Below are 12,276 nucleotides of genomic sequence, written 5' to 3' on the forward strand. Positions count from 1 at the left end.
AAGGGGGGATGCTCCGGCGTTCGCCTGGATTTCCCCCTCACCCTGACCCTCTCCCAGGGGAGAGGGAAGGTGGGTGCGTGTCAGAAGAAAGCCCCTACCCCACCGTAAATCCACCCGCATACGGATCACGCTCATCGACCCAGATCGTGTTGATGCCGGTCTGGATGGCCCAGCCCTTGATGCTGGGGATGATCGCGGCGTGGTCGCCGACGGTGGTGGCGGCCTCCACCTTGCCCTCAAACAGGCTGCCGATCAGGCTTTCATGGATGAAGGCGTCGCCGGGCTTGAGTTCGCCTCTTGCCGCGAGCTGGGCCATGCGGGCGCTGGTGCCGGTGCCGCAGGGGGAGCGGTCGATGGCGCGTGCGCCGTAGAAGACGGCGTTGCGGGCGTGGGCTTTCGGGTCGCGCGGACGGCCGGTCCACAGGGCGTGGCTGACACCCTGGACACGAGGGTCGTCGGGATGGCTGAGGGTGACGGCTTCATTGGCGGCGGCGCGGATCAGCGGGCTGAGGCGCAGGATGTCGGCGACACTCATCTCGTCGAGATCGCCATAGCCGGGCTGCGGCTCGATGATGGCGTAGAAATTGCCGCCATAGGCGATATCGACACTGATCGCCTGCCAGCCGGGAATGTCCAGCATCAGGCCGGTGACCGCCAGATAGGAGGCGATATTGCGGATGCGCACGCCGGCGACCCGATCGCCCTGCCAGTCAATCTCGGCCTCGATCCGTCCGGCGGGGGCGTCGAGCTTGACGCAGGTGCGATCGGCCGGCGTGAAGACACCATTTTCCAGCGCCATGGTCAGCGCCCCGATCGTGCCATGGCCGCACATGGGCAAGCAGCCCGAGGTCTCGATGAAGAGGATGGAGGCGTCGGCATCGGGGTCACAGGGCGGGTAGAACATCGCCCCGGACATCATGTCATGGCCGCGCGGCTCGAACATGAGCGAACGCCTTATCCAGTCGAAACGGGCCATGAAATCGGCCCGCTTCTCACTCATCGTGTCGCCTGCCAGGAAGGGCAAGGGTCCGGTGATCAGGCGGACCGGATTGCCGCAGGCATGCCCGTCCAGGCATTGGAAGACATGGCGTGTCACCGGCGCGCTCCCGTCCTAGTGCGCCAGCACCGAGGGCAGTTTGACCGGACGGGTGTCGCGCGCTGTCTCGACCATTTTGATGACCTCGGCGCGGCGGGCGCCCGACAGCGGCAGGCGCGGCATGCGGACCCGCTCCGAACCACGGCCCATGACCTGTTCGGCCAGCTTGATCGATTGCACCAGGTCATGCTCGGCATCGAGATGAAGCAGCGGCATGAACCAGCGATAGATGGCGCGGGCGGTCTCCAGATCACCGCTCTCGACGGCTTCCCACAGGGCAATCGACTCGGCCGGGAAGGCATTGGTCAGGCCGGACACCCAGCCGACCGCGCCGAGCAGGATTTCCTCCAACGCCACATCATCCAGCCCGGCGAAGACCCGGTAACGGTCGCCGCAGCGATTGAGAATGTCGGTGATGCGGCGCGGATCGGGGGCGCTTTCCTTGATCGCCACCAGGGTCTCGACATCTTTCAGGCGCTCCAGCGTGTCGAGGGAGATCGCGACACGATAGGCGGGCGGGTTGTTGTAGAGCATGACCGGCAGTGAGGTCGCCGCTGCGACGGTGCGGATATGGGCCTCCAGCTCGGCTTCGGACGGGACATAGACCATGGCCGGCAACAGCATCAGCCCGTCCGCCCCGATCCGCGCCGCGTCGACGGCATAGGTCCGGGCCAGGTCGGTGGTCAGCTCGGAGACGCCGGTCAGTACCGGCACCCGGCCATCGACCGCATCGATGATGGCGGTGAGGACGGCCCGCTTTTCCGCTGCGGTGAGGGAATTGTTCTCACCCACAGTACCCATGGCGATGAGGCCGTGCACCCCGTCCTCGACCAGGGCCTTGACCACCGCCGTGGTCGCTTCGAGATCGACCGAGAGATCCTCGGCAAATTGCGTCGTTGCGGCGGGGAAAACCCCGCGCCAGCTTGATACCGTCATCACTCACCCCTTCTGCCGGACCGACGCCCTGTTCGGGCGCCATCCGGGTCTCGCTCAACGCTGTGTCATCCGTGTCCGCCGCCGCGCCTGACGAACGACCGGATCGGCCTCGACCAGCCTGTCATTCCCGGCGGGAAAATCAACAAGACCCAAATTGTATACAATATCCAATTCGGTCAACCGCCAACGTGACAGTGCGTGACAGCTCGGCTAGCGTCGCCGCAAAGAAGGGGACCAGGACCACCATGAAGATCACCAGGATGACCACGACGAAGACGCTGGCCATGATTGCCGGCTGCGCACTCGCCTTTTCCGCCCTGACGCCGGTCGCGCAGGGGCAGGACAATGACGCGGCGGGCTATGCCGAGACGATTGCCGAACTGGAATTGCGCGACGGTTTCATCCCGCTCTATCTCGATCCGTCCGACGGTCGCATCCTGGCCCGGCTAACCGGCGGCGAAGGCAATGACCTTGGTCGCATGATCTACACCGCCCGGCTGACATCCGGCCTCGGATCGAATCCGGTCGGACTGGATCGCGGACTCGGCTCAAGCTCCGAAATCCTGCGTTTTTTCCGGGTCAACGACCGGGTGTTCGCCGAGTTCGAGAATACGGGCTATCGCGCCGAGGGTGCCGGGCCGGACGAGGCTGCGGCGACCCGAAACTCCTTCGCCCGCTCGGTCATCTGGTCGACCGATATCGTCGCCGAAGAGGGCGGTTCGGTGCTGATCGATCTCGGCGATTTCCTCAAGCGCGATCCGATCGGCACGGTGCGGCAATTGTCGAACAGCGGCCAGGGCAGTTTCTCGATCGCTACCGACCGCTCTACCGCCCTTACCGACAGTGCGCTGGTCTTTCCGCAAAATGTTGAAATTGACGCCCTTCTGACGCTATCCAGCTCCAGTCCAGGGTCGGAAGTGCGGGCTGTGACGCCGGCACCGGAGTCGGTCACCCTCACCGTCCACCACTCCTTCGCGGCCCTGCCCGAACCCGGCTATGAAGCGCGCGAAGCCGATGATCGCTCGGGCGCGATCACGCTGGATTTCTACGACATGGCAACACCGCTGGACGCCCCCGTCCGGCGCTCGCTCGCCTTGCGCCACAGGTTGGAGCGTGTTGATCCGTCAGCACAATCCGGGCCAGTCGTCGAACCGATCGTCTATTATCTCGACCGCGGCACGCCATCCCTCATCCGTGACGCGCTGATCGAAGGCGGCAACTGGTGGGCCGAGGCCTTCACCGCGGCCGGCTATGAAAACGCCTTCCGTGTCGAGCTTCTGCCGGAAGGCGCCCACCCGCTCGATGTCCGCTATAATGTCATCCAATGGGTGCACCGCCAGACCCGCGGCTGGTCCTATGGCGGCTCGGTGATTGACCCGCGTACCGGTGAAATTCTCAAAGGGCATGTCATACTCGGCTCCCAGCGCGTGCGTCAGGATCGCATGATCTTTGAAGGGCTTATGGGAGTGGAAAATACCGGGACCGGTGCCGCAAATGATCCGCTGGAACTCGCCCTTGCCCGTATCCGGCAGCTCTCGGCGCACGAGATCGGCCACACAATCGGCCTCGCCCACAATTTCGCCGCCAGCGTCTCGGACCGCGCCTCGGTGATGGACTATCCGGCCCCCCTGGTGACACTCGACAGCAATGGCGAGATCGATACCAGCGCGGCCTATGACACCGGCATAGCGGCCTGGGATCGTGTCGCGATTTCATGGCTTTATGGCGAGTTCGGTGAGGGGTCGACAGAGACTGCAGCGCTCAACGCCATTCTTGATGACGCCGCCGCCAACGGCCTGCTTTACATCACTGACCGTCATGCCCGCGGCAATGCCAGCGCCCACCCGCTCGCCAATCTGTGGGACAATGGCGCCGATCCGGTCGCCATGCTTGAGGAGACGCTGGCCGTCCGGGCGCGAGCTCTCGCGGCTTTTGGTCCCCATGTGCTGGCACAGGGCGAACCCGCCAGCGGCCTGCGTCAGGTGCTGCCGCCGATCTATCTCTACCATCGTTATCAGGTTGAGGCAGTTGGAAAATCCATTGGCGGCGTGGTGTTCAACTACGGGCCCAACCAGGCTGGCCTGATCGGGCTGACGCCGGTGAGCGCTGCAGATCAGACCCGGGCGCTCGACGCCCTCCTCGCAACGCTCGATCCGCAAGTGCTGGATATTTCCGATGATATCCTCACCCTGATGGTGCCGGCCCCCTTCGCCGACTATGATCCGGCCGCAACGCGGGAACTCTTCCGGTCCGATGATTACCCGGCCTTCAGCCGCACCGGCGCCGCCGCCGCAGCCGGACAGATCACGCTTGAAGCCATGCTCAACCCGTCCCGGCTGTCCCGCCTGGCGGACCAGGCGGCTCGGGACGGCAGCCAGATGAACCTTGCGAGCCTGTTTGACCGGGTCGAGGCGCAATTGTTCGACGCGCCCCGCAATGAGGCGGCCCGGCTGGTGCCGCTGCGCCGGGTGCTCCAGACCGAATATGTCGCGCAATTGCTCGACATTCTTGTCTCGGACCCCGCCGCACCTTCCGCCGCGGCCCGGCAGCGCCTTGAAACAATTGCTCGCAATGAACCCGCCCGGCAGCGCAATGACGCAGCAGCCAGCCACCAGCTCTGGCTGGCCCGTGCGGCGGCGGCCGGCCTGGCCCGGTTTGATGAGGGCGAAACGCCGGAGCTGGTCGACACGCCGGTCCCGCCCGGCAGCCCGATCGGGGCCGACACATGCTGGCATTGCGACAGCGCAAGCTTGCTGGGGCTGGGAGAGTGAAGCGGCAGTCCCGGTTCGGCCTGGCCACGGTCGCACTCGCGCTCACCGGGTGTTCCGCCGAGACCTGGCAGGTCGAGCGCCAGGACAGCGGTGTCACAACGTCGCTGCGCGGACTAAGTGTCGTCTCGGACCAGGTCGTCTGGATCGGGGCGCCTGAAGGCGGCGTTTTGCGGACGCTGGACGGCGGCCTGTCCTGGCAGGTCACCACAGCCGGGCCGGCCGAGGGCGCCGATCTGCGCTCGGCACATGGTTTTGACGACAGCCACGCGCTGTTCATCACAGCAGGCCAGCCCGCCCGGATTCTGGAAACGCGAGACGGCGGAGCAAGTTTCACGATCGCCTGGGAAGACGGGAGCGGGTCCGCCTTCTTTGACAGCCTCGCTTTCTGGGATGATAGGCAAGGCCTTGCTTTTTCCGACCCGGTCGATGGTCAATTCCTGATCCTCCGAACACGCGATGGGGGGGCGAGTTGGGAACAGGTCGAAGGACTACCCGAACCGCTTGACGGCGAAGCCGGGTTTGCCGCTTCCAACACGTCGATCGCGCTTGCCCCGGACGGTTGCGCCTATATCGGAACCGGGGGCGGTGCCATCGCCCGCGTTCTCGCAAGTTGTGATTTCGGCGAGAGCTGGGTCGCGCGGCCTGCGCCTCTGGCGGCGGGGTCCGGCGGGGCCGGGATTTTCGCGCTGGCAGCCGGGCCGGACGGCCTGCTGGCAGCAGTCGGTGGCGATTACCAGGACCCGGAACGCCGGGACGGCACATTCGCCCTGACCAGGGATGGTGGCGCAAGCTGGGTCTGGGGCGATCCGCAGCCGAATGGCTACCGCTCTGACATCAGCCCGCTCGGCGATGGCTGGATGTCGGTGGGCACGAATGGTGTGGATCTGGGTCGTGTGAGTGGCGACACCATTAGCTGGGAGGCGAGCGGCTGGGAGATTGCCGCTCCCAATGCGGTTGCCTTTTCACCGTCCGGCGAGACCGGCTGGATCATTGGTGCCAATGGCGGCATCTGGCGGTTGACGGCCCAATAGAAACGGGCCCGGCGCAAGGCCGGGCCCGTCAATGCGTTCGCGTTAAGCGGAGGGTTGCCGCGACTAACCGCCGAAGCTCTGCGAGAAGGACAGGACGACCGACTCATTGCCGCCACCCGACACATCGTGAGCGCGCAGGCCCCAACCGACATTGTCGAAGATCGTGCCAGAGAGGCCGATGCTATAATCCTCATAATCCGCGCCTGAGAAGTCATCGAAGCGACTGGCTCCGACACGGCCGTCCAGCGTGATGCCGGCGCCGATTTCCAGACCGAGGCCGGTCTCGAGATAGATGGCCGGGCCGGTCTCGCCGTAGAATTCCGGCGAATAGGACAGCTTGGCGTCCCAGCTCAGGATGTCGAAGCTGCGCGCAATGCCGCCATAGAACTCGAAGAAGTTCTGATCGCCCCCGGCACTCGGGCTATCGGGATAGGCATAGTAGATGCCGCCAACGTCAAAGTCGAAACCGCCTGCGGCGAAGCCGTAACCGCCATAGAGGTCGAGTTCCATGGTGGTGTCGTCGCTGAAATCGACGCTGGACGCCCACACACCGCCATAGAAGCCACCGCTTTCGACGTCAAAGCCGCCGGAAATCGCCGGGCCATTATCGGTCTGGGTGATGCCGCGGAAGATATAGTCCGTCGCGAGTGCGACATTGCCGGTGATTTCCTGGGCGGCAACCGGGGCGGTGAAGCAGCAGGCCGCGAGGCCGAGGGCGAGAAACTTGGTTTTCATGACTTACTCCTGGGTGGAAAATCGGGTGTTGATGGTCTGGATTTCAGAGTGCTCCGGCCCGCTGGTCGGGAGCGCAGCTCTCCCGTTGACCGCGTGACGACCGGCGCGGATTTCAGTGTCTGCAGGGAGGTCGGGCTGGACCGGCGCTCCGGGGTTGATGAAACGGTCTGGCTTGGCTGCGGGACGGCCCCGTCCGGCGGCGGGGCCGGATCCGGCGAGACAGGCTCACCGGATCCGGCCACATGTGCCGTTACTGCGCCGGGGCCGACGTCTTTCCCACGTCACTGGCGAAGATCGAGCCGGCATTGTGTCCCAGCTCGGACAGGTCGCCACCGACATTCTCGGCATCCGGTGACAGTCGGATCCCGACCGTGATCTTGAGGACCAGCCAGACGACGAAGCTGGTGGCGAAGACAAAGGCACCGATGGCGCCGACCCCGACCGCCTGACCGAAGAAGGTCGCGTCGGAATTGGTCAGCGGCACCGCCATCGTGCCCCAGATACCGGCGAACAGGTGGACCGGGATGGCGCCGACGACGTCGTCGATGCGGACCAGTTCCAGCAGTTTGGCACCGAATGTCGCGATCACGGAACCCACCGCACCGATGGCGATGGCCTCCATGATGGTCGGCGTCAGCGGCTCGGCGGTGATGGCCACAAGACCGGCGAGGGCGCCGTTGAGGCAATAGGCCAGATTGGCCTTGCCGCCACCGAGCAGCATGGACAGAAGATAAGCCGTCACCACACCGCCGGCTGCGGCCATATTGGTGTTGGCGAAGATCTGCGAGATCGCGACCGCATCGGCCGAGGACCCCAGGGCGAGCTGGGAGGCGCCGTTGAAGCCGAACCAGCCGAACCAGAGGATGAAGGTGCCCAGCGTGGCGAGCGGCAAGGAGCCGGGTATCATGGGCTTGGCGTCTGGGCCGAACCGCCCGGCGCGGGCACCGAGCAGAATGGCACCGGCGAGCGCCGCCCAGCCACCGGTCGAGTGAACGAGGGTGGAGCCAGCAAAATCAGAGAAGCCGAACTCGGCATCCAGCCAGCCGCCGCCCCACTCCCAGCTGCCCTGGATCGGGTAGATCACCGCAGTCAGGACAACGACAAAGATGAAGAAGGGACCCAGCTTGACCCGTTCGGCGATCGTGCCGGAGACAATCGAAGCCGCAGTGGCCACGAACACCATCTGGAAGAACCAGTCTGATGCCGCCGCATAGCCGGTTCCCAGGTCAATCGCCTCATCGCTGGCCACCTCGGAGGGAGCCCAGATTTCAGGGATGCCGAAATAGGGGGTCTGCCCGCCATACATGACCTGATAGCCGACCAAGTAGAACATGATGCCGGCGATCGAGTAGAGGGCGATGTTTTTGAGGCAGATCGCGGCCGTGTGCTTGGTGCGCACGAAACCGGCTTCCAACATGGCGAACCCGGCCGCCATGAGCATGACCAGGAACCCCCCGATCAGGAATAAGAGCGTGTTGAAAACAAACGCTGTTTCCTCTGACACCTCGGCGTGGGCGGCACCGGTCAAACCGATACCTGCCACCACGGCGCACAATGCGCCCCTGGCCAGTGTCTTGTTCATCTGTGTTCTGCCAATCATTGGGATCCCCCCGTTCTGGCAACTGCCCCTCACCATCCGGCCTGTCATCAGGTCGCGAACAGGGCTGCGGACTGCCCGCAGCACTTGAAAAAACTTGTCGAGGATCAATGAGTTGACGGTCGCCATACGTGGCGCGCACCAGCGAAAACCCTGTGGTTTCGCCGTCCCTCACGATCCGCACCACATCGCTGTGGTGACGGATCCAATCTGTGCGCTCTGTGGTCAGGTCACCTTGAGGCGACTCTTGATATCATCAGTGTAGGACCCATTATGCTGCATCGCAACAAATTTCTCCGAACGATGCATTTGCGGTGCTTTTTTTCACCGCGGGTCCAAATATTGCTCCGACCTGCAAATTTCTTCTCCGGGAAAGAGGCTGGCGTCGGCCGCCGCCAGCAGTTCAATCCACAGAGTCGCGACATGATCGGATGTCGCCCGAAAATTTGCTGCGCGCGCTCAATGTTCCGTCAACCGGTTAATCAGGATTCCGGTGCTGACGTTTCCCGCTGCACGAAAATGAACAGGCCTGCCTGCCGATGCAGCAAGGTGAACCGGCCGTCACATGGCGCTTCAGGCCTCGTCTTGAGGTCCCTCAGGGCGGCTCAAAATGAAATAGGCGGCACCGGACAGGACCAGCGCCTGTATCGCGATCAGGAGCGGGCGAAGCCCCAAGGCGATGCTGATCAGCAATGCCGCCAGCATCGCGCCAACCGCAAAATACTTGGTCCGCCGGCCAATACTGCCATGGTCATGCCAGTTGCGGATCAAGGGGCCGAACTGCCGGTGCGACAACAGCCAAGCATGCAGGCGGGGCGAGGAGCGGGCGAAGAAAAAGGCCGCAAGCAGGAGAAAGGGTGTCGTCGGCACAAGTGGCAGCACGACACCGGCGATCGCCAGGGCCACAAAGACCAGGCCAAGCCCGCGCCAGATCATGCGTTTCAACCACATCGTGGCAACCTACCCTGTTTCGCGCGCGCGAGCGCGTAGTATTCCAGTGCTCAAAAGCCTCATTCCGGGAATGAACCTGCCGCTTTGTGCCAAAATTTGAGCTTCGGTGCAGTTTTTTTCCAAATCGGGGTTGCCTTAACCAAATTCACCGGTCACGTTGCACCGCAATAGAGTTCTGGAAAGCCGATCTGATGATCACTGCGTACGCCCTGCCGGTTGCACCGGCCGCTGCCCTGACCGGCGAGCGGGCGAACACGCTCGGCCTCCTCCTTCTCGTACTTGTACTTATTATCCCCACCATAACGGGAGCGGTTAGCGCGCCTGCCTGACGAGAGACCTCGGACACGCAGACACAAAAAACCCCGCTCCCGGACACGGAGCGGGGTTTTTTGTGTTTCGAACCACGGAACATGAAATGACCCAGGACCACCGCAAATCCTCAGACGCCATCACGGCAGGCCCGGCCCGCGCGCCGGCCCGTGCCATGTTGCGCGCCACCGGCATGGAGGATGGCGATTTCGACAAGCCGATGATCGGGGTGATCAACACCTGGACCACGGTCACGCCCTGCAACATGCATTTGGCCGATCTCGCCGAGCCGGTCCGTGAGGCCGTGCGCGAGGCCGGCGGCCATCCGGTCGACTTCAACACCATTGTTGTCTCCGACGGCATCTCGATGGGCACCGAGGGCATGCGCGCCTCACTGATCTCACGCGAGGTGATCACTGACTCGATCGAGCTGGCGACGCGCGGCCATAGCCTGGACGGCGTCGTCATCCTGGTTGGCTGTGACAAGACCATCCCGGCCGCCGCCATGGCACTGGCCCGGATGGATGTGCCCGGCTGCATCCTCTATGGCGGCACGATCATGCCCGGCAAGCTGGGCGACCAGGCCCTGTCGATCCAGGACGTGTTCGAGGCCGTCGGTGCCCACGCCGCCGGCACACTCGACGATGCCGGCCTGGCCAAGGTCGAAAAAGCCGCCTGCCCCGGCGCCGGTGCCTGTGGTGGCCAGTTCACGGCCAATACCATGGCCATGATCCTGACCATGCTGGGCCTGTCGCCGATGGGCGTGAACGACATCCCGGCGCCGCACCCTGAGAAACCAGCGGCCGCCGCCCGCTGCGGCCGACTGGCTGTCGAATTGGCGAAATCCGGCACCACGCCGCGCCGTTTCATCACCGAAGCCTCCCTGCGCAACGCCGTCATCGCTGCTTCGGCCTCCGGCGGCTCAACCAATGCTGTCCTGCACGTCGCCGCCATCGCGGCTGAAGCGGGTGTGCCGTTCGACATTGCCGATTTCGACCGCATCTCCAGCCAGGCCCCCGTCATCACCGATCTGAAGCCCGGCGGTCGTTTCCTGGCCCACCACATGTTCCTGGCCGGCGGCTCGCGCCTGTTCGGCCAACGCCTGATCGAGGGCGGTCTCCTGACCGACACACCGACCGTGACCGGTCAGAGCCTGCACGCCGAATGCGCCAGCGCCACCGAGGCCAAAAATCAGCGCGTCATTCACAGCGTCGCCAATCCGGTCAAACCCGATGGCGGCTTCCGCGTCCTGACCGGCGATCTGGCGCCCGAGGGCGCCGTCCTGAAACTGTCCGGCCATGACCGCTCGGAATTCTCCGGTCCGGCCCGCGTTTTTGAGTGCGAGGAGGATGCCTTTGCCGCCGTTGAGTCCAATTCGGTCAAGGCCGGCGACATCATCATCATCCGCAATGAAGGCCCCAAGGGCGGCCCCGGCATGCGTGAAATGCTGGGCGTCACCGCGGCCTTGGTCGGCCAGGGCCTGGCCGGCGATGTCGCCCTGGTCACCGATGGCCGCTTTTCCGGCGCCTCCAAGGGTTTCGTGATCGGCCATGTCAGCCCGGAAGCGGCTGATGGCGGCCCGATCGGCCGGGTCCGCAATGGCGACATGATCCGTATCGATGTCGCCGCCCGCCGGATCGATGTCGAGGCCGATCTGGCCAATCGCCCGCAATCCACCTCCGGCCGGCCCGCACCGACCGGTGTCTTCGCCAAATACGCCGCCCTGGTCGCTTCGGCCTCGCGCGGCGCCACCACCCTCATCGCGCCGTCGCCCGCCAAGGCGTCGCCGCAACCCACAGCCATGCAATCCAAGCAGGAGATGCCCGCATGACCGCGTCCACCCCGTCCCGCCGTGCCGCCTTCGAGGTCGACACGACAGCCTATAAAGCCCAGCCGATCGCCGTGATCGGCTATGGCAGCCAGGGCCGCGCCCACGCCATGAACCTCAAGGAAAGCGGGTTTGACGTGACGGTCGGCGTCCGCCCCGGCGGTGCCGGCGAGACCAAGGCCAAGGCCGATGGCCTGAAGACGGCGACGCCGGACGAAGCCACCAAGGGTGCCAAGCTGATCGCCATCCTGACCCCGGACATGAGCCATGAAGCCCTGTTCCGCGAGTCGATCGCGCCCAACCTGTCGGCCGGCGATGCGGTCCTGTTCGCGCACGGTTTCTCGGTCCATTTCGGCCGCGTCACCCCGCCAGAAGGCGTCGACATCATCCTCGTCGCCCCGAAAGGTCCCGGCGATCTGGTCCGCCGTGAATACGAGATCGGACGCGGCGTACCCTGCCTGTTTGCCGTCCAGCAGGACGCCACCGGCGAAGCCCGCAACCGGGCGCTGGCCTATACCGCCGGTATTGGCGGCGCCAATTCCGGCATCATCGAAACCACATTTGCCGAAGAGACCGAGACCGATCTGTTCGGCGAACAGGCCGTTCTGTGCGGCGGCGCGACCGAGCTGGTCATGGCTGGCTATGAGACGCTGGTCGATGCCGGCTACCAGCCGGAAGTGGCCTATTTCGAATGCCTGCACGAGCTCAAGCTGATCGTTGACCTCCTCTATGAGGGCGGCATGGCCAAGATGCATGAATTCATCTCGGAAACGGCCATTTACGGCGATCTGCGCTCGGGCCCGCGCGTCATCAATGACGAGACCCGCGCCCGCATGCGCGAAGTCCTCAAGGACATCCAGGACGGCACATTTGCCCGCGACTGGATCACCGAGAACCAGGCCGGCAAGCCGCAATACCAAGCGCTCCTGCGCAAGGACCTGGAACACCCGATCGAGAAAACCGGTGCCGCCCTGCGCGCCGACATGCCGTGGCTGCAGCCCGGCGCCAATGCCTGACCCGGC

Annotated in this window: 10 protein-coding genes; 5 read left to right on the forward strand and 5 right to left on the reverse strand. The window is 64.6% G+C overall.

Annotated features, from left to right (window positions below):
• Positions 1 to 94: 94 nt before the first annotated feature.
• Complete coding sequence (locus tag C7435_RS08855) at positions 95 to 1,096, reverse strand: 4-hydroxyproline epimerase (RefSeq protein ID WP_121210987.1); 1,002 nt, start codon at positions 1,094 to 1,096, stop codon at positions 95 to 97.
• Between the two features lie 15 nt (positions 1,097 to 1,111).
• Positions 1,112 to 2,032, reverse strand: coding sequence for a dihydrodipicolinate synthase family protein (locus C7435_RS08860; RefSeq protein ID WP_121210989.1), 921 nt, complete (start codon positions 2,030 to 2,032; stop codon positions 1,112 to 1,114).
• Positions 2,033 to 2,277: 245 nt separating this feature from the next.
• On the opposite strand from C7435_RS08860, the gene C7435_RS08865 reads away from it, so the two are divergent.
• A complete protein-coding gene (locus C7435_RS08865; protein ID WP_233350724.1) occupies positions 2,278 to 4,803 on the forward strand; it encodes a zinc-dependent metalloprotease in 2,526 nt (841 codons plus the stop codon).
• A complete protein-coding gene (locus tag C7435_RS08870; protein ID WP_121210993.1) occupies positions 4,800 to 5,834 on the forward strand; it encodes a beta propeller repeat protein in 1,035 nt (344 codons plus the stop codon). The genes C7435_RS08865 and C7435_RS08870 overlap by 4 nt, the downstream gene beginning before the upstream one ends.
• Positions 5,835 to 5,897: 63 nt before the next feature.
• Here the strand turns inward: C7435_RS08870 and C7435_RS08875 are convergent, their stop codons facing one another.
• From C7435_RS08875 to C7435_RS08885, 3 genes are all read right to left on the reverse strand, one after another.
• Positions 5,898 to 6,569, reverse strand: a complete 672-nt coding sequence (locus C7435_RS08875) for a TorF family putative porin (protein WP_121210995.1) — start codon at positions 6,567 to 6,569, stop codon at positions 5,898 to 5,900.
• Between the two features lie 250 nt (positions 6,570 to 6,819).
• On the reverse strand, positions 6,820 to 8,169 hold the full coding sequence (locus C7435_RS08880) for an ammonium transporter AmtB (protein WP_121210997.1): 1,350 nt from the start codon (positions 8,167 to 8,169) through the stop codon (positions 6,820 to 6,822).
• Between the two features lie 570 nt (positions 8,170 to 8,739).
• Entirely contained in the window at positions 8,740 to 9,117 is a 378-nt protein-coding gene (locus tag C7435_RS08885) for a YbaN family protein (protein ID WP_075188451.1), read from the reverse strand.
• Positions 9,118 to 9,308: 191 nt separating this feature from the next.
• On the opposite strand from C7435_RS08885, the gene C7435_RS17150 reads away from it, so the two are divergent.
• The 3 genes from C7435_RS17150 to ilvC all read left to right on the forward strand — a co-directional run bounded on the left by C7435_RS17150 (position 9,309) and on the right by ilvC (position 12,270).
• On the forward strand, positions 9,309 to 9,446 hold the full coding sequence (locus C7435_RS17150) for a hypothetical protein (protein WP_158025516.1): 138 nt from the start codon (positions 9,309 to 9,311) through the stop codon (positions 9,444 to 9,446).
• 86 nt (positions 9,447 to 9,532) lie between these two features.
• Positions 9,533 to 11,257, forward strand: coding sequence for a dihydroxy-acid dehydratase (ilvD, locus tag C7435_RS08890; RefSeq protein ID WP_121210999.1), 1,725 nt, complete (start codon positions 9,533 to 9,535; stop codon positions 11,255 to 11,257).
• A complete protein-coding gene (gene ilvC / locus C7435_RS08895) occupies positions 11,254 to 12,270 on the forward strand; it encodes a ketol-acid reductoisomerase (protein ID WP_075188449.1) in 1,017 nt (338 codons plus the stop codon). The genes ilvD and ilvC overlap by 4 nt, the downstream gene beginning before the upstream one ends.
• Positions 12,271 to 12,276 lie beyond the last annotated feature (6 nt).

The sequence above is a fragment of the Maricaulis maris genome (assembly GCF_003634045.1).
Lineage (GTDB): Bacteria > Pseudomonadota > Alphaproteobacteria > Caulobacterales > Maricaulaceae > Maricaulis > Maricaulis maris.

Excerpts from the sequence above, each read along its gene's own strand:
- C7435_RS08860 (WP_121210989.1), bottom strand. The coding sequence starts at position 2,032 with ATGACGGTATCAAGCTGGCGCGGGGTTTTCCCCGCCGCAACGACGCAA.
- C7435_RS08865 (WP_233350724.1), top strand. The coding sequence starts at position 2,278 with ATGAAGATCACCAGGATGACCACGACGAAGACGCTGGCCATGATTGCC.
- C7435_RS08875 (WP_121210995.1), bottom strand. The coding sequence starts at position 6,569 with ATGAAAACCAAGTTTCTCGCCCTCGGCCTCGCGGCCTGCTGCTTCACC.
- C7435_RS08880 (WP_121210997.1), bottom strand. The coding sequence starts at position 8,169 with ATGATTGGCAGAACACAGATGAACAAGACACTGGCCAGGGGCGCATTG.
- C7435_RS08885 (WP_075188451.1), bottom strand. The coding sequence starts at position 9,117 with ATGTGGTTGAAACGCATGATCTGGCGCGGGCTTGGCCTGGTCTTTGTG.
- C7435_RS17150 (WP_158025516.1), top strand. The coding sequence starts at position 9,309 with ATGATCACTGCGTACGCCCTGCCGGTTGCACCGGCCGCTGCCCTGACC.
- ilvD (WP_121210999.1), top strand. The coding sequence starts at position 9,533 with ATGACCCAGGACCACCGCAAATCCTCAGACGCCATCACGGCAGGCCCG.
- ilvC (WP_075188449.1), top strand. The coding sequence starts at position 11,254 with ATGACCGCGTCCACCCCGTCCCGCCGTGCCGCCTTCGAGGTCGACACG.